The sequence below is a fragment of the Cellulomonas sp. Root485 genome, from assembly GCF_001426705.1.
Lineage (GTDB): Bacteria > Actinomycetota > Actinomycetes > Actinomycetales > Cellulomonadaceae > Cellulomonas.
On the sequence record NZ_LMFC01000001.1, the window covers coordinates 614,665 to 629,929 of the forward strand.

General features: G+C 74.0%; 18 protein-coding genes. 11 read left to right on the forward strand and 7 right to left on the reverse strand.

Translation table 11 applies throughout. The features are described 5' to 3' along the window. Window positions 1-88 precede the first annotated feature (88 nt). Complete coding sequence (locus tag ASD16_RS02980; protein ID WP_055912611.1) at window positions 89-922, reverse strand: DNA-3-methyladenine glycosylase; 834 nt, start codon at window positions 920-922, stop codon at window positions 89-91. Window positions 923-1,217: 295 nt separating this feature from the next. Between ASD16_RS02980 and ASD16_RS02985 the strand changes: the two genes are divergently transcribed. Together ASD16_RS02985 and ASD16_RS02990 are read left to right on the forward strand one after the other, a co-directional pair. Beyond that, on the forward strand, window positions 1,218-2,537 hold the full coding sequence (locus ASD16_RS02985) for a mechanosensitive ion channel family protein (RefSeq protein WP_235523083.1): 1,320 nt from the start codon (window positions 1,218-1,220) through the stop codon (window positions 2,535-2,537). Between the two features lie 68 nt (window positions 2,538-2,605). Then, window positions 2,606-3,151 (forward strand): uridine kinase, encoded by a 546-nt coding sequence (locus tag ASD16_RS02990; RefSeq protein WP_235523084.1) that lies wholly within the window; start codon window positions 2,606-2,608, stop codon window positions 3,149-3,151. Between the two features lie 60 nt (window positions 3,152-3,211). On the opposite strand, the gene ASD16_RS02995 is transcribed toward ASD16_RS02990, so the two are convergent. Then, a complete protein-coding gene (locus ASD16_RS02995; protein WP_055912617.1) occupies window positions 3,212-4,165 on the reverse strand; it encodes a YafY family protein in 954 nt (317 codons plus the stop codon). Window positions 4,166-4,252: 87 nt separating this feature from the next. Between ASD16_RS02995 and ASD16_RS03000 the strand changes: the two genes are divergently transcribed. From ASD16_RS03000 to ASD16_RS03015, 4 genes are all read left to right on the forward strand, one after another. Then, window positions 4,253-5,248 carry an ATP-binding cassette domain-containing protein gene (locus ASD16_RS03000; RefSeq protein ID WP_055915614.1) on the forward strand — a complete coding sequence of 332 codons (996 nt, stop codon included), beginning with the start codon at window positions 4,253-4,255 and terminating at the stop codon, window positions 5,246-5,248. Beyond that, entirely contained in the window at window positions 5,245-6,063 is an 819-nt protein-coding gene (locus tag ASD16_RS03005; RefSeq protein WP_055912619.1) for an ABC transporter permease, read from the forward strand. The genes ASD16_RS03000 and ASD16_RS03005 overlap by 4 nt, the downstream gene beginning before the upstream one ends. Before the next feature lie 91 nt (window positions 6,064-6,154). Then, on the forward strand, window positions 6,155-6,706 hold the full coding sequence (locus ASD16_RS03010) for a methylated-DNA--[protein]-cysteine S-methyltransferase (RefSeq protein ID WP_055915616.1): 552 nt from the start codon (window positions 6,155-6,157) through the stop codon (window positions 6,704-6,706). A gap of 80 nt (window positions 6,707-6,786) precedes the next feature. Beyond that, window positions 6,787-7,944, forward strand: a complete 1,158-nt coding sequence (locus tag ASD16_RS03015) for a serine hydrolase (RefSeq protein ID WP_082570564.1) — start codon at window positions 6,787-6,789, stop codon at window positions 7,942-7,944. 3 nt (window positions 7,945-7,947) lie between these two features. Here ASD16_RS03015 and ASD16_RS03020 read toward each other — a convergent pair whose 3' ends face one another. Genes ASD16_RS03020 through ASD16_RS03035 form a run of 4 tightly spaced genes read right to left on the reverse strand, consistent with a single transcriptional unit; the run spans window position 7,948 to window position 10,379 of the window. Further along, complete coding sequence (locus ASD16_RS03020; RefSeq protein ID WP_055912622.1) at window positions 7,948-8,319, reverse strand: hypothetical protein; 372 nt, start codon at window positions 8,317-8,319, stop codon at window positions 7,948-7,950. Continuing rightward, entirely contained in the window at window positions 8,306-8,698 is a 393-nt protein-coding gene (locus tag ASD16_RS03025) for a hypothetical protein (RefSeq protein ID WP_055912627.1), read from the reverse strand. Before ASD16_RS03025 ends, ASD16_RS03020 begins: the two co-directional genes overlap by 14 nt. Beyond that, window positions 8,695-9,924, reverse strand: a complete 1,230-nt coding sequence (locus ASD16_RS03030) for an NRAMP family divalent metal transporter (RefSeq protein ID WP_055912631.1) — start codon at window positions 9,922-9,924, stop codon at window positions 8,695-8,697. Before ASD16_RS03030 ends, ASD16_RS03025 begins: the two co-directional genes overlap by 4 nt. Beyond that, a complete protein-coding gene (locus ASD16_RS03035) occupies window positions 9,921-10,379 on the reverse strand; it encodes a hypothetical protein (RefSeq protein ID WP_055912634.1) in 459 nt (152 codons plus the stop codon). Before ASD16_RS03035 ends, ASD16_RS03030 begins: the two co-directional genes overlap by 4 nt. Before the next feature lie 81 nt (window positions 10,380-10,460). Here ASD16_RS03035 and ASD16_RS03040 point away from each other — a divergent pair, with 81 nt between their 5' ends. From ASD16_RS03040 to ASD16_RS03060, 5 genes are read left to right on the forward strand one after another with little or no spacing between them, the layout of a single operon-like run. Continuing rightward, window positions 10,461-11,486, forward strand: a complete 1,026-nt coding sequence (locus ASD16_RS03040) for an NAD-dependent epimerase/dehydratase family protein (RefSeq protein ID WP_055912636.1) — start codon at window positions 10,461-10,463, stop codon at window positions 11,484-11,486. 18 nt (window positions 11,487-11,504) lie between these two features. After that, complete coding sequence (locus tag ASD16_RS03045) at window positions 11,505-12,002, forward strand: thioredoxin domain-containing protein (RefSeq protein WP_055912639.1); 498 nt, start codon at window positions 11,505-11,507, stop codon at window positions 12,000-12,002. Further along, complete coding sequence (locus tag ASD16_RS03050; protein ID WP_055912642.1) at window positions 11,999-12,787, forward strand: SDR family oxidoreductase; 789 nt, start codon at window positions 11,999-12,001, stop codon at window positions 12,785-12,787. The genes ASD16_RS03045 and ASD16_RS03050 overlap by 4 nt, the downstream gene beginning before the upstream one ends. Continuing rightward, window positions 12,787-13,212 carry an SRPBCC domain-containing protein gene (locus ASD16_RS03055; RefSeq protein WP_055912645.1) on the forward strand — a complete coding sequence of 142 codons (426 nt, stop codon included), beginning with the start codon at window positions 12,787-12,789 and terminating at the stop codon, window positions 13,210-13,212. Before ASD16_RS03050 ends, ASD16_RS03055 begins: the two co-directional genes overlap by 1 nt. Beyond that, window positions 13,209-14,927 (forward strand): threonine/serine exporter family protein, encoded by a 1,719-nt coding sequence (locus ASD16_RS03060; RefSeq protein WP_055912648.1) that lies wholly within the window; start codon window positions 13,209-13,211, stop codon window positions 14,925-14,927. Before ASD16_RS03055 ends, ASD16_RS03060 begins: the two co-directional genes overlap by 4 nt. Window positions 14,928-14,948: 21 nt before the next feature. On the opposite strand, the gene ASD16_RS03065 is transcribed toward ASD16_RS03060, so the two are convergent. After that, window positions 14,949-15,230, reverse strand: coding sequence for an isoamylase early set domain-containing protein (locus ASD16_RS03065; RefSeq protein WP_055915620.1), 282 nt, complete (start codon window positions 15,228-15,230; stop codon window positions 14,949-14,951). Window positions 15,231-15,265: the final 35 nt, after the last annotated feature.

The following is a 15,265-nucleotide window of genomic DNA, read 5'->3' on the forward strand; positions in this document are numbered from 1 at the left end:
GCGGGTGGGCTGTGACTCAACTGTGACGGCATCGGCGTGGGCGGGACCGAATCGTGACCGCGCCGACACCGGACCGCGTTCGCGCTGCTCAGAGCAGGTACGCGGTCGAGGTCCACAGGTGCACGGCCGCGAAGGCGCGCAGGGGGCGCCACCGTTCCGCCAGGTGGGTGACGTCCGTCGCGGACCCGACGCCGAGCGCCCGCCGCAGCACGAGGTCGCCGACGGGCATCGCGTCGCGGTCGCCGAGCACGCGCAGGGCGAGGTAGTCCGCGGTCCACGGGCCGATCCCGGGAAGGGCGAGGAGCCGGTCCCGGGCGTCCGGCGTTCCCGGCACGAGCGTGAGCCCGTCGGCGCACGCCCGCGCGAGCGCGTGCAGCGTGCGGGCGCGCGAGTGGGTGATCCGTACGACCGCCTGCAGCTCGACAGGGTCGACCGCCGCGAGCCGTCCCGCTGTCGGGTACAGGGTCAGGCCACCGGGGCCAGGGGCGCCGTAGGCGGCCGCCAGCCGACCGCCGAACGTGCGGGCCGCGGCGAGCGACACCTGCTGGCCGAGCACGGTCGTCACGGCGGCCTCGAAACCGTCCGGATGGCCCAGGACCCGCAGCCGGGGCCGGGCCCGGACGAGCGGCCCGAGGACGTCGTCGTCCCCGAACGCGTCGAGCACGGCGTCGAGGTCGTCGGCGAGCCCGAACCAGGACGCGGCCAGCGCCGCGAGGGCGGCCTCCGAGCCGGCGGTGGAGCGCAGCGCGATGCGGTCGGCGTCCAGGGTGGCCTCGACGAGCGCCGGTCCGTCGTCCAGCCGGACGACCCGTCGCACGATCCCGGCGTCGACCGTCTCCACGCCGGGGACCGCATGGGCGACCAGCGAGGCGAGCGCCGGTGCCGGGTCGAACGGCCGCTGCAGGACGAGAGAGGCGCTCACGGGTCGACGGTAACCTGCTGGACGCTTTACCAAGACAATGTCTTCACATGGAAAGGATGCGCCCCACGCGTGGCAGTGCTAGAACTGTTCTAGCTGATCGCACCGGGAGCCCGGGGCGACCAGCCGGTCGCAAGTCGGGCCATGTTGCCGAGGGTCACGGCGAGAGCCGGACCGCCCGTGAGGGTTCAGGGAGTGCGCCAAGCCTCGTGCCGGCGAGACGCCTCTCCGTGGCGCCCCGTCCCCGAGAACAGGGGACGGGGCGCACCTACGTCCGGCACTGCCTACGCTGAGGGACGTGCGCCCCCACCTCCTGCTCGGCGCTGCCGACGAGTCCGTGGCCGACGGTGTCGAGGGCTTCCTCGTCCCGACGCTGTCGGTCCTCGCCGCCGTCATCGTCGCCTTCCTCACCGCAACCCTCCTCGCCGTGCTGGTGCGACGCCTCGCGCGCCGCTCGGCCGTCGCCGCGGACCTCACCCGCCGCTCGCGCAAGCCCATGCGCGCGGTCCTGCTCGTGGTCGCCGTCTGGATCGCGCTGCGCCTGAGCACCGACCCGGCCGACTGGACCCGGACCGCCGAGCACGTCCTGCTGATCGCCCTGATCATCACCGTGGCGTGGCTCGTCGGCAGCCTCGCGTTCGTGCTCGAGGACGCCGCGCTCCAGCGGTACCGGATCGACGTCGCCGACAACCGGCACGCCCGCCGCGTCCGCACCCAGGTCCAGGTGCTGCGCCGCATCACCGTCGCGATCCTGGTGCTGTGCGCGATCGCGGCGATCCTGCTGACGTTCCCGTCGGCCCGGGCGCTGGGCGCGAGCCTCCTGGCGTCCGCCGGGCTCATCTCCATCGTCGCCGGTCTGGCGGCGCAGAGCTCCCTGGCCAACGTGTTCGCAGGGCTGCAGCTGGCGTTCACCGACGCGATCCGGGTGGACGACGTGGTCGTCGTCGCCGACGAGTGGGGGCGGATCGAGGAGATCACGCTCACCTACGTGGTCGTGCACGTCTGGGACGACCGCCGCCTGATCCTGCCCTCGACGTACTTCACGACCACGCCGTTCGAGAACTGGACCCGCCGCGCGGCCGACCTGCTGGGCACCGTCGAGCTCGACGTCGACTGGGAGGTCCCGGTCGAGGCGATGCGCACCGAGCTGACACGGCTGCTCCAGGACACCGACCTGTGGGACCGGCGCGTCGGCATCCTGCAGGTCACGGACGCCGTCGGCGGCATGGTCCGCGTCCGCGCGCTGGCCAGCGCCGTGGACGCCCCGACGCTGTTCGACCTGCGGTGCTACGTCCGCGAGGGGCTGGTCGGCTGGCTGCAGCGCGAGGCGCCGCAGAGCCTGCCGAAGACCCGGTGGGAGGGCACGCCACCCGCGCCGCCGACGGGGCGCCGCGCCGCCGCCCGCCCTGACTCCGCCCCCACGCCCGTGCTCCCCGTCCCGGGCGCGTGGTCCCCGGACGACACGCAGACCATCACCACCGGCGGCCAGGACGCCCGGCTGTTCACCGGCAGCATCGAGGCGCTGGAGCGGTCGCGGCACTTCTCCGGGCCCGGGCAGGACGTCATCGACGAGCGTGAGCAGTCCGCCGACGAGCACGGGGAGGGGCGGCAGCCCTGATCGAGCCCGTCACGCCGGAGCTGCTCGTCGACCGGCTGGTGCAGCGCGCGGCCGCGCGCGAGGGACGCGTGCGCGTGATCGTCGACGGTGCTCCACCGACCCGAGCCGACGCCCTCGCCGACGCGCTCGTCGACCCGCTGCGGGCGCTCGGCCGGCCGGTGTTCCGGGTGCACGCCGACGACTTCCTGCGGCCCGCGTCCGTGCGGTTCGAGCACGGCCGGCAGGACCCGGACGCCTACCTCGAGGACCGGCTCGACGCGGGGGCGCTGGCGCGCGAGGTCCTCGACCCGTTCGCCGCCCGTGGCCGCTTCCTGCCGACCTTGTGGGATGTCGTCGCCGACCGGTCGACCCGCGCGGGGTTCGTGGACGCACCCGAGCGAGCCGTCCTGGTGCTCGACGGTCACCTGCTGCTCGGTCGGTGGCTCGATGCCGAGCTCACCGTGCACCTGACCGTGCGGCCGTCGACCCTCGCGCGCCGGACCCCGGCGGAGGACCGCTGGACGCTCCCGGCCTTCGCCCGCTACGACGACGAGACGCTCCCGACGCAGCTGGCGGACGTCGTCGTCCACGTCGACGACCCCCGCCGCCCCGCCCTGGAGTCCGGCGGTCGGTGAACCCGACATGGGTGCCGTGATGGCGCCGGTGACGGCACCCATGTCGGGTTCGACGGCGGGTCACGCGGGGACGGCCGCCGTCACGCGGGCCGCCAGGCGGTGCATCGCGTCGGACAGCTCCGGCGGGCCGACCACGCGCAGGGGCACGCCGAACATCGCGAACCGCGCGGCGACGCCGTCCCAGGACCACGCGCTCAGCACGGCGCGGCAGCGGTCGTCGCCGAGCGGCTCGACGAGGGCGTCCCGGCCGGCCCACTGCGCGACCTCCGAGGCGGCCATGCCCACCTCGGCCTCGCCGCGGCACGGCCACGGGTTGACGCTGCTGAACTGCGCGGCGACGAAGGCCGCGACGTCGGTGGCGGGCAGCGGGCGGGGCGCGAAGCGCGGACCCGAGCCGGACTTCGGGGTCATCCGGTCGACGCGGTACGTGCGCCAGTCGGCGCGGTCGAGGTCGTAGCCGACCAGGTACCAGCGCCCGCCCCAGGTGACCAGGTGGTGGGCCTCGGCGCGGCGGGGGAGCCGGGTGTCGCTGCCGCCCTGGTAGTCGAACCGGAGCACCTCGTGCGCGCGGACCGCCGCGCCGGCGGCGAGCAGGACCTGCTGGTCGACCTGCGGGCGGTTGTCGCCGCGCGAGACGGCGGTCACCTGGAGCGCGTCGGCGGCGGCGCGCAGGCGGGCGGGCATGACCTGGCGGAGCGTCGCGAGCGCGCGGACGGCGGCCTCGTCGACCCCGGCGACGCCCGTGGACGCGGTCTGCAAGGCGACGACGAGCGCGACCGCCTGCTCGTCGTCGAGCAGGAGCGGCGGCATCTGGGTGCCGGCGTCGAGCCGGTAGCCACCGTCGGGCCCCTTGCTCGCGTGCACGGGATAGCCCAGCTCACGCAGGCGGTCGACGTCGCGACGCACCGTGCGGGGGCTCACGCCGAGCCGGTCCGCGAGCGCCTCGCCCGGCCAGTCGCGGCGTGCCTGCAGCAGCGACAGGAGGGCGAGGAGTCGGGACGACGGCGTGGACATGTGCTCAGGATGCCACGCAGTAGAGGACAGGAACTGACCGCTATGGGCGACAGGCTGGTGCCGTACCCACTCGACGAGGGAGAACCCATGATCCAGACCCGAGGACTCACCAAGGACTTCGTGGTGGGCAGCACCGAGACGGTGCACGCCGTGCGCGGCATCGACCTCGACATCGCCCCCGGCGAGCTCGTGGCCGTGCTCGGGCCCAACGGCGCCGGCAAGTCGACCACGATGCGCATGCTCACGACCCTGATCCGGCCCACCTCCGGCACGGCGACGGTCGCGGGGGTGGACGTCGTCGCCGACCCGGCGACCGTCCGCCGGCACATCGGCTACGTCGGCCAGGGCAACGGCGCGGGGCACCAGCAGCGCGCGGCAGACGAGCTGACGATGCAGGGCCAGGTCTACGGGCTCGACCGTGCGGCGGCCCGGCGTCGCACGGCGGAGCTCCTGGACGCGCTCGACCTCACCGCACTGGCGAGGCGCAAGGTCTCGGACCTGTCCGGCGGTCAGCGGCGGCGGCTCGACGTCGCCCTCGGCCTGGTGCACGCGCCCCGCCTGCTGTTCCTGGACGAGCCCACCACCGGCCTCGACCCGCACAACCGCGCCAACCTCTGGGATCACATCTCCCGGCTGCGCGCCGAGCACGACATGACGATCGTGCTCACCACGCACTACCTCGACGAGGCCGACACGATGGCCGAGCGCGTCGTCGTGGTCGACCACGGGCAGGTCATCGCCGACGACACCGCCGACGGGCTCAAGCGCACGCTCGCCGGGGACCGCGTGGTGCTCCGGGTCGCGGTCGGGGGGACGGCGTCGCGCGTGGCGTCGATCGTCGAGAACCTCCCCGGCGCCCGGGACGTGACGGTCGCCGGTGACCGGGTGGAGGCGCGGGTGGCCGACGCCGGCGCGGCCGTGCCCGAGCTGGTCCTCGCGGCGTCAGGCGCCGGGGCGCCCCTGCTCGAGGCGCTCGCCGTGCGACCCACGCTCGACGACGTCTTCCTGGCCCTCACCGGCCGCAGCCTGCGCGACGAGGGTTCGCGCGCCACCGACCAGGCAGCCGAGGAGGCCGCAGCATGAGCACCATCACCGTCGACGCCCCGATCCGCACTCTGACCCCCGTCCGCCGGTCCTGGTTCTCGGACGTGTGGCTCGTCATGACCCGCGAGCTGCGGCCCGTGGTCCGTGAGCCGTTCTCCGTCGTGTTCGGCCTCATCCAGCCGCTGGTGTTCCTCGGCCTGTTCGGGCCGCTGCTCGTCGGGTCGGTCGGGGAGACCGGGGGCCTGAGCTCCACCGACGTGTGGCAGTGGTTCGTGCCGTCGATCCTGGTGATGACCACGCTGTTCGGCACGTCCACCACCGGGTCCAACCTGCAGTTCGAGATGCAGACCGGTGCGCACGAGCGCCTCCTGGTCACGCCCCTGTCGCGGTCGTCCCAGCTGGTCGGGAGGTCGCTCAAGGAGATGGTGCCGCTGGTCGCGCAGGCGGTCATCCTGATCCTGGTCATGCTGCCGTTCGGCTTCCGCGCCGACCCCGTCGGGGCGCCGATCGGCCTGGCGATGCTCGCGGTGCTGGGCGTCGGGCTGGGCTCGCTGAGCTACGCGCTGGCGATCGCGGTGCGCAAGCAGGAGTGGATGTTCTGGGCCGTGCAGCAGACCGTACTCTTCCCGCTGCTCATCCTGTCCGGGATGCTCCTGCCGCTGGAGACCGGTCCGCAGTGGATGAAGGTCGCGTCCGCGTTCGACCCGCTGCGGTGGGTGGTCGAGGCCGAGCGTGCGCTGTTCGCCGGTGACCTGACCAGCAGTGCCGTGGCTGCAGGGTGGCTCGCGGCGGTGCTCACGGCGGTCGTGGGACTGGCGGTCGGGGTGCGGACCCTGCTGCGCAGCACCGACTGAGCACCTCACATCGCCCGTCCGTCGCGCGTCTTCCTCTCGAGCAGGCGCGCGACGGGCGGGCATGTCAGTGGGTGGGGGAATGATGACGACCATGACCGTCCAGGAGCTCGAGGTCCCCGAGAGTGTCGGAGCGGACGTCCGCGTGGTGCACACGGTGGTGCCGTCACCGCTCGGCCCGATCACGCTCGTCGCCCACGACGGAGGTCTCTCCGCGCTCCTGCTGCAGAGCTCGAAGTACGAGGCCGTGCAGGGTCCGTTCGGTGAGCGTGCGGACGACGAGTTCGACGAGGTGCAGACGCAGCTCGACGAGTACTTCGCCGGGACGCGCACCGAGTTCGACCTGCGCCTGCACCTCGTCGGCACCCCGTTCCAGTGCCGGGTGTGGGAGGGGCTCCTGCGCATCCCGTACGGGCAGACGCGGTCCTACGGCGACGTCGCCGCGGAGATCGGGCTCGACCCGCGCACGTCGTCGCGGGCCGTCGGCGCGGCCAACGGGCGCAACCGGATCGCGATCGTCGTGCCCTGCCACCGTGTGATCGGGGCGGACGGGTCGCTGACCGGCTTCGCCGCGGGCCTGGACCGCAAGCGGTTCCTGCTCGGCCACGAGGCCAAGGGCCGGCCGCGCGAGCACCTGCTCTTCTGAGGCGTACGGGGGTCAACCCCACCGTCGCTCGGGGGAGGGCTCCCTGGTGGGGGGATCCGGCGCGACAGCAGGCTGGTCTCATGACCAGACCACAGAGCAACGCCCGCCTGGCCCTCACCATCGCCGCCGCGTGCAGTGTCGCGGTCAGCGCCGTGATCACGGGCATCCCCGCGTACTCCGGGGACCGTGCGCACCGCGACGTCGTGCAGCGCGAGCTGGACGCCCTGGTCCGGGACGCCGGCTTCCCCGCGGCGCTCGCCACCACCCAGGACTCCCGGGGACGCAGCCGCGACTACACCGCCGGGGTGGGCAACCTCGAGACCGGTGCCCGGGTGCCGCTCGACGGCCAGGTCCGCATCGGCAGCAACAGCAAGACCTTCGTCGCGGTCGCCCTGCTGCAGCTGGTGGACGAGGGATCCGTCGACCTCGACGCGCCCGTCGAGACGTACCTGCCCGGCCTCGTGCACGGCGACGGCGTGGACGGCAGCGTCATCACCGTCCGCCAGGTCCTCCAGCACACCAGCGGGGTGCCCAACTACACCGCGGTGATGAACCTGGACTTCTTCGCCACCCGGCACCACTACGTCGAGCCGCGCGAGCTGCTCGACCTCGCGCTGACCCAGCCCGGCACGCCGCCGGGGCAGGCGTGGGCCTACAGCAACACCAACTACGTCATCGCCGGCCTGATCGTGCAGAAGGTCACCGGCCGGCCGCTGGCCGAGGTCGTCACCGACCGGGTCATCGAGCCGCTCCACCTGCGGGACACGTACGTGCCGGACCGGGGCGAGGAGGAGCTCCGCGAGCGCCACCCGCTCGGGTACCACGCGTCGGAGCCGGGCGGCGAGCTGCGGGACATCACCGTGCTCGACCCGTCGTGGGCCTGGGGTGCGGGCGACATCGTGTCGACGCCGAGCGACCTCGACGCGTTCTTCGTCGCCCTGCTCGGAGGCGAGCTGCTCCCGCCCGACCTCCTCGCCGAGATGCAGACGACCGTGGAGACGGCGCCGGAGCTGCACGGCCTGCGGTACGGGCTGGGACTCTTCAGCACCCCGCTGAGCTGCGGCGGCGTCGCCTGGGGCCACGGCGGCAGCATCCCCGGGTACGAGACCGGCGGTGGCGTCGGCCCGGACGGCACGTCGGTGACCGTCGCGGTGACCGCGCTGCCGGCAGCCCTGGCCGACCCCGAGGTGGCGTGGGAGCGGATCAACCAGGCGGTCGACGCGGTGCTCTGCGCGTAGCCGTCACGTGGCCCGGTGCAGGTCAGGGCGCTGCGACGGTCGGCCGGGCAGGTCCGGGGAGAACCGTCGGTACCCCTCGCGCAGCCGGACCGCACCGGGTGCGACGGCCTCCACGTCCGACCAGCGCACCAGGAACGTCCCGCGGTGGCGCCACCGGAGCCAGCGAGCCACGAGAGCGGGGGACCGCACCCCCGTGCGCTCGTAGCCGAGGAACGACGTGCCCGTGCGGGGGCTGACCAGCAGCCCGTGCAGGCGCGGTGCGGCCAGGGTCCCGTCCAGCGGGCCGTCCAGCACCAACCGGACGTCCACCACGTAGCCCAGGGGGTCGTCGGCGGGTCCGCGCACAGGGGCGTCGAGCAGGTCACCCAGGATCATGACGACCTCCCGGCAGCCGGCCGATGACGCGGTCGCGGACCCAGCGCTCGGTCCAGGTCACGTCGAGCGTGTCGCCGCGCACGCCGAGCGCCACGGTGGTGCCGACGTCGGCCACGTGGGTCCAGCGGATGCGGTGCCAGCGCGACGACGGCGGCCGCCCGCCGAACACGCGGGTGGCCAGCACGGCGCCGCTGAGCAGCGACGTGACGAACGCGGTCTGCGTCCCGTCGGGCAGGTCGCTGCCGTCGACGCCGTGCACCTCGAGGTCGTCGACGGTGCAGACGGGGACACCGTCGACGTCGAGGACCTGCCGGTCGAGCAGGTGCAGCCGGGCGTCGAGCACGAGCCCGGGCGGGTGCTCGTCGGGCGGAAGGCTCATGAGCCGGCTCCCGTCGCGATCATCAGGGGGATCGCGGCGACGGACGCCGTCACGATGATGACCAGGTACACCAGCGCGAGGGCGTTGGTGACCTTGCCGTTGACGTGCTCGCCCATGTACTCCGGGTCGTTGGCGACGAGCAGGATGGGCAGGTACGTGAGGGGCAGTGCGATCGCGGAGAACACCACGGAGAACTCCGTGATCTTGATCGGGTCGACGCTCGTCATGAGCACCGCGCCCGCCACCAGGATGCAGACGATCATCGTCAGGTGGAACCGGGCCGCCTGTGCCGGGCGGCGGAACTTGCCCCACGACCAGCCCATGAACTGCGCCAGCGTGTAGCCGCTGGACAGGGACGTCTCCAGTGCGGCACCGAAGGTCGCGGCGACGATCCCGACGATGACGACCGCCAGGGCCAGCTTGCCGCCGGCGAGCGCGACCGGCAGCACGATCTGGGACAGCGACGACACCTCGATGCCCGCGGGCAGGAACACGATGGCGGCGCACGCGGCGATGGCGACGGACAGCACGCCCCCGAACGGGAAGCCGACCAGGACGTTGAGCCGCGACTGCGCCAGGTCCTTGACGGTCCACTTCTCCTCGACCGCGCCGGAGGAGAAGAAGAACACCTCGTACGGGGTCATGGCCGCGCCGAACAGGGCGATCGCGTAGTACCAGTAGACGGCGTGGCCCTCCGCGGCGGGCACGGTGGGGGAGAGCGCCTGGTCGGCGAGCTCGGACCAGTCGGGTCCCAGCAGGAACACCGCGACCGCGAACACGACGAGCGTGAGCCCCACGAGGCCGGTGACGTTCTCCATCGTCGAGAACTTGGTCCGCCACACCACCAGCCACAGGGCGAACGCCGCGACGGGGATCCACAGCCGCGGTTCCACGCTGCTGGCCAGCTGCAGCGCGAGCGCGATGCCCCCGACCTCGGCGGTCAGGGTCAGCAGGTTGATGAGGAACGACGCCGTGAGGTTCGCTCCCGCGGCCCGAGGTCCCAGGCGCTCGCGGATGATCTCGAACGTCGCCCGGCCGCTCACCGCCGCGACCCGCCCGGACATGCTGGCGAACAGGCAGATGCCGATCACGCCGACGACGACCACCCACGCGAGCGAGAGCCCGAACCGGCTGCCGACGACCGCGTTGGTGACGAGGTCCCCGATGTCGAGGAACCCGCCGATCGCGGTGAGGATGCCGAGCGCGACACCGAGGAGCCTCTTCACTGGCCCGTCACCTCGTCGAGCGTGGCGGTGAGGTCCTCCAGCGTCTCGGCGCTCGCGTCCAGCGCCGCGACCACGGACGCCTCGTCGGAACCCGCGCCGTTGGCCCACCCGCGCGCGTCCGCGACCGCCAGCTGCGCGTCCCGGACGGCGGTCAGCGCGTCGGCCTGCCACCCGGCGCCGGTGGCGTCGGCCGGGACGAACGTCGCGACGGCGTCGGCGGCCTCCTCCAGGACGTGCACCTGGTCGAGCAGCGCGGTGTCGGTGACGGCGGCGGTGGTGCGGTCGTCACCCAGGAGCTCGGTGGCCAGCGTCGCGGTCCCCACCGCGGACGAGGACTGCTCCAGCGGGGCGGTGAGCGCGCGCGCCTCGTCGACGGTCGTCGCGGGTGAACCCACGGCGCAGCCCGCCACCACGGCGAGCGCGGTGAGCCCGAGGAGCGCGCGAACCACCTGCATGGACGCATCGTGGCGCGCCGGACGCGCCGCCGCCCGTCGAGCAGGGATGCGGGCACCCGCAACTGGTGCGAGCGTGGGCGCATGAGGGTCGTCGTGGTGGGTGCCAGCGGAAACGTCGGCACGGCCCTGCTGCGCCGGTTCGCCGACGACGGCACGGTGACCTCCGTGGTGGGGGTCGCGCGCCGGGTGCCGCGGAGCACCCCGCCGGCCCCGTACGACGTCGCGACGTGGGTGGCGTGCGACCTCGCCGACGGCGGGGCGATCGAGACCCTGACGGACGCGTTCGCCGGGGCGGACGCGGTCGTCCAGCTCGCGTGGGCGATCCAGCCGAGCCACGACCGCCGGAGGCTGCACGAGGTGAACGTCGCGGGGACGCGCCGGGTCCTCGACGCGGCCCGTCGCGCCGGGGTGCCGCACGTCGTGGTCGCCTCCAGCGTCGGCGCGTACTCGCCGGCGCCGGACGACGTCCCGCGCGGTGAGGGCTGGGCGACCGACGGGGTGCGGTCGTCGTCGTACAGCGTGGACAAGGCCTCGGTCGAGCGGGTGCTGGACGAGGTGGAGGCCGCGTCCCCGGATCTCGCGATCGCCCGCCTGCGTCCCGCGCTGGTGTTCCAGCGCTCCGCCGGGCACGAGATCTCGCGGTACTTCCTCGGCCCGTGGGTGCCGAAGCGCGCCCTCGGCGGGTACCTGTCGGCACTGCCGTGGCCGCAGGGTCTGCGCCTGCAGGTGGTGCACGCCGACGACGTCGCCGCGGCGTTCCGCGAGGCGGTGGTCCGTCGCGTGCGCGGCCCGTTCAACGTCGCGGCCCCGGACGTGCTCCGAGGCCAGGACATCGCCGACGTGGTCGCCCGCGGGCGGCTGGTCGACGTGCCGGTGGCGCAGGCCCGTGCGGCCGTCGCGGTCGGGTGGCACGCGCGCGCGGTGCCCGTCGGCCCGGGCTGGCTGGACATGGCCCTCGCCGCGCCGCTGCTCGACACCTCCCGTGCCGAGCGGGAGCTCGACTGGCGGCCCACCCGGTCCGGCATCGACACCGTGCGCGAGCTCGTCGCGGGGATCGCGTCGGGCACCGGGACGGCGAGCCCGCCGCTGCGGCCTCGTCGCCGCTGAGCCTGGCATCCTCGACGCATGACCGACGACCTCGCTGAGCGGCACGTCTACGGCCGCCCCGACGCCCCGATCACCGTGCTGGAGTTCGGCGACCTCGAGTGCCCGTACTGCCGCGCGGCGGCGCCCGTGCTGCGCGAGCTGGTGGACACCTCCGACGGGCGGGTGCGGCTGGTGTGGCGGCACTTCCCGCTGTTCGAGGTGCACCCGTACGCCCTGTCCGCGGCGCTGGCTGCGGAAGCGGCGGGCGCTGCGGGCAGGTTCTGGGAGATGCACGACGAGCTGATGAGCCACCAGGACCGGTTGACCGAGCCCGACCTGCGCGCATCCGCCGAGAGGCTCGGGCTCGACCCGGCGACCGTGGCGGGCGACGCCGCTCAGGTGCACGCTGCCGCGGTCTCCACCGACTACACCGCGGGCATCGAGGCGGGCGTGCGGGGGACGCCGACGATCTTCGTGGACGGGACCCGGTTCCACGGGAAGGTGACCCTGGAGCGGCTGCGGGAGGCGATGGCATGAGGACCGCTCTGGTCACCGGAGCCGGGCGGGGGATCGGGCGTGGCATCGCGCTCGGGCTGTCGCAGGCGGGGTACGCGGTCGGGCTGGTGGGCCGGACCCGCGCGAACCTGGACGCCGTCGCGGACGAGATCGGCGGCGACGTGTGCGTGGCGGCCGCCGACCTGATCGATGCCACGGCCGTCCTCGACGCGGTCGCCCGCGTAGAGGAGGAGCTCGGTGGGATCGGTCTGCTGGTGAACAACGCGGGCGTCATCGAGCGCGCGGAGGTGCCGTTCGTGGAGGACGACGTCGAGGACTCCTGGCGGGTGATCGAGGCGAACGTCCGCGGCCCGCTGCTGGTCACGCACGCGGTGCTGCCGGGGATGCTCGCGCGTGGCGAGGGCCGGGTGCTGAACCTCAACTCGGGTGCCGGCCACCGTGCGATGACCGCCTACACCGGCTACGCCATCAGCAAGGGCGGGCTCGCGCGGTTCACCACGCAGCTCGACGCGCAGTACCGCGACCAGGGGATCCGTGTGCTCGACCTGGCCCCGGGGCACGTCGAGACGGCGATGACCACGTCGATGGCGATGCACGACGGTCGCACCGAGTGGACCCCCGTCGAGGCCGTCGCCGAGCTGGTCCGGGCGTTCGGCGACGGGGAGCTCGACGCTCTCTCGGGCCGGTTCGTGCGCGCAGGGACGGATACCGTCGAGTCGTTGCTGGCGGCCCTGCCGCAGATCCTCGCCACCGACGCGCGCACCCTGCGCCTCGGCGTGTACGGCGACGAGGACCCGGTGGCGTGATGGAGCCGATCCGCCACCAGCTCGTCGTCGCGTGCACGCCCGTCGAGGCGTTCGACGCCTGGGTCGACCACCTCGGGCAGTGGTGGCACCCCGACTACACGCCCGACCCGGCCGGCTTCCGCGGCGCGGGGATCGAGCCCCGCGTGGGCGGACGCGTCTACCTGGTCGACGCCACCCTCGGCGAGGTCGAGTGGGGGCGCGTGCTGGCGATCGCCCGCGGCGCGATCGTCGTGCACACCTCGACGCTCGGCCAGGATGCCGACCACCCGAGCCAGCTCTCGGTCCAGTTCGTGCCGCTCGACGAGGGCGGCACCCGGGTCGAGCTCGTGCACGGCGGCTGGGACGAGGGGAACGCCTCCTTCCGGGACAAGTTCACGGAGTGGCCGCTGATCCTCGACCGGTACGCGGCGTTCGTGGCGCGATGACCGGGAGCGTGGTGGCGGCGGTGCCCGACCCCGGGGTGACCGGGTCCGAGGTGACCCCCGGCCCCACGGAGACGCTCCCGGAGCCGACGCCGAGCACGGACGCGCCGACCACCCCGGCGGCCGACCCGACCGTGGCCCCGACGGAGACGACCTCCGCGGAGCCGGAGCCGGTGCCGACGGTGACCGTGACCCAGGAGCCGGCGTCGCCCACGCCGGCGCCCACGGAGACGGTCGTGGTGGAGGTGCCGTGGACGCACGAGCCCGCCTCCGCCGGCTCCACGATCCCGCTCGGCGCCGTCATCACCGCACTGGTCGTGCTGGTCGTCGCGGCGACGGCCCTGGTGCTGGCGCTCCGTCGGAACCGCGGGGTGCGGCCGATGGGCGCCATCGCCGCCGCGGCGCTGGAACCCGGCGCGACGACGACGGAGATCGGCGTCCTGGACGACGCGCACGCCGTCGCGATCCCGGGGGAGGTCCCGGGCGACACGGTGGAGACGGTCAGGTTCCTCATGCTGCTCGGCGAGGCGATGATCGACTCCAGCGCCCCGGTGGTCCAGGTGACGAGGACGCTCGAACGTGTCGCGGCGATCAACGGCGCCCCGGACGTCGAGGTGATCGCGCTGCCCACCGCGCTGCTCGTCTCGGTGCCGGGCCGCACGACGACGCAGACGGCCGCGTCGTCGGCGGGCTGGCGACAGCTGCGCCTGCACCAGGTGCAGGACGTGCTCGGCGTGGCCGACGACGCCGAGTCCGGGCGGGTGGGACCCGTCGAGGGTGCGCAGCGGATCGAGACGGCCGTCGCGGCACCTCCGCTGTACGGCGGTGCGACGCGCATCCTCGGGTACGTCGGCGTCTCCGCGGGCCTGGCCATGATCCTCGGCGGCGGCCTGGTCGACGTGCTGGTCGCCGCGGTGCTCGGCGCTGCGATCGCGTGCCTGCAGGTCGCCACGGTCCGGCTGCCCGCCGCGTACCAGGCGCTCGTGGTGCTGAGCTGCGCGTTCGTCGTCGCCGGTGCGGTGTTCCTGCTGTCCCGCACCGGGATCGACGTCGGCATGCTCGCCCCGCTCGTCGCGCCCCTCGTCACGTTCCTGCCGGGCGCCCTGCTCACCACGGCGGCGATCGACCTGGCCACCCGGCAGATGATCGCGGGCTCGGCGCGCCTGGCGGCGGGCGTGATGCAGCTGGTCCTGCTGGCGCTCGGCATCGTCGGCGCCGCGGCGCTCGTGGGCGTCCCGGCGTCCGAGGTCGGCTCCGCGGCGTACCAGCCGCTCGGCTGGGCGGGACCGTGGATCGGGGTGCTGGTTTACGGCACGGGGGTGGTGTTCCACAACTGCGCACGCCGTCCCGCGCTGCCGTGGATCCTGCTCGTGCTCGTCGTGGCCTACGCCGGTCAGGTCGTGGGCGGGCTGTTCTTCGGTGGGGTGTTCTCCGCGTTCATCGGTGCCCTGCTCATGACCCCGGTCGCGATGTTCGCGGCCACCCGCCCGACCGGACCGCCCGCGCTCGTCGGGTTCCTGCCGGGGTTCTGGCTCCTGGTGCCCGGTGCTCTCGGCCTGGTCGGCGTGACCTCGATCCTCGGCGACGGGGCGCAGGCGCTCAGCACGGTCGTCACGGCCGGGACCACGATGGTCGCGATCTCGCTCGGGGTCCTCGCGGGCATCGCGCTCGGCACCGCCGTCGGGCGGCGCGCGGGGCTGGCCGTCGAGAAGTTCTGACCAGCCCCGGGCCGCCGTCCCTCAGGCGTGCACGACCGATCCGTCCGCGGTGATCTCGTCCGCGTCGGCGTCGTCGAACCAGCGGCCCTGCTCGCCGAGGTAGCGGAACCGGACGGTCTCGCCCACGGGCACGGTCACGGACGTGCTCGCCGTCCCGTTGGAGCGCCGACGCAGCGGGTGCAGCCCCGGCGTCCAGTCGTTGAAGGAGCCGACCACGCTGACCGGCCCGTCGAGCGCGGTCGTCGGCAGCGAGAACGTCAGCGTGCAGGTGGCGGAGGCGGCGGAGCGGGACTTCTTGAGCACGGGTGGGGCCACACTTTCCCTCGAACGGGTGAGAC

Bases quoted from the DNA above. Each gene is read 5' to 3' on its own strand.
- ASD16_RS02995 (WP_055912617.1), bottom strand. From the start codon at position 4,165: ATGTCCACGCCGTCGTCCCGACTCCTCGCCCTCCTGTCGCTGCTGCAG.
- ASD16_RS03000 (WP_055915614.1), top strand. From the start codon at position 4,253: ATGATCCAGACCCGAGGACTCACCAAGGACTTCGTGGTGGGCAGCACC.
- ASD16_RS03005 (WP_055912619.1), top strand. From the start codon at position 5,245: ATGAGCACCATCACCGTCGACGCCCCGATCCGCACTCTGACCCCCGTC.
- ASD16_RS03010 (WP_055915616.1), top strand. From the start codon at position 6,155: ATGACCGTCCAGGAGCTCGAGGTCCCCGAGAGTGTCGGAGCGGACGTC.
- ASD16_RS03015 (WP_082570564.1), top strand. From the start codon at position 6,787: ATGACCAGACCACAGAGCAACGCCCGCCTGGCCCTCACCATCGCCGCC.
- ASD16_RS03020 (WP_055912622.1), bottom strand. From the start codon at position 8,319: ATGATCCTGGGTGACCTGCTCGACGCCCCTGTGCGCGGACCCGCCGAC.
- ASD16_RS03025 (WP_055912627.1), bottom strand. From the start codon at position 8,698: ATGAGCCTTCCGCCCGACGAGCACCCGCCCGGGCTCGTGCTCGACGCC.
- ASD16_RS03035 (WP_055912634.1), bottom strand. From the start codon at position 10,379: ATGCAGGTGGTTCGCGCGCTCCTCGGGCTCACCGCGCTCGCCGTGGTG.
- ASD16_RS03040 (WP_055912636.1), top strand. From the start codon at position 10,461: ATGAGGGTCGTCGTGGTGGGTGCCAGCGGAAACGTCGGCACGGCCCTG.
- ASD16_RS03045 (WP_055912639.1), top strand. From the start codon at position 11,505: ATGACCGACGACCTCGCTGAGCGGCACGTCTACGGCCGCCCCGACGCC.
- ASD16_RS03050 (WP_055912642.1), top strand. From the start codon at position 11,999: ATGAGGACCGCTCTGGTCACCGGAGCCGGGCGGGGGATCGGGCGTGGC.
- ASD16_RS03055 (WP_055912645.1), top strand. From the start codon at position 12,787: ATGGAGCCGATCCGCCACCAGCTCGTCGTCGCGTGCACGCCCGTCGAG.
- ASD16_RS03060 (WP_055912648.1), top strand. From the start codon at position 13,209: ATGACCGGGAGCGTGGTGGCGGCGGTGCCCGACCCCGGGGTGACCGGG.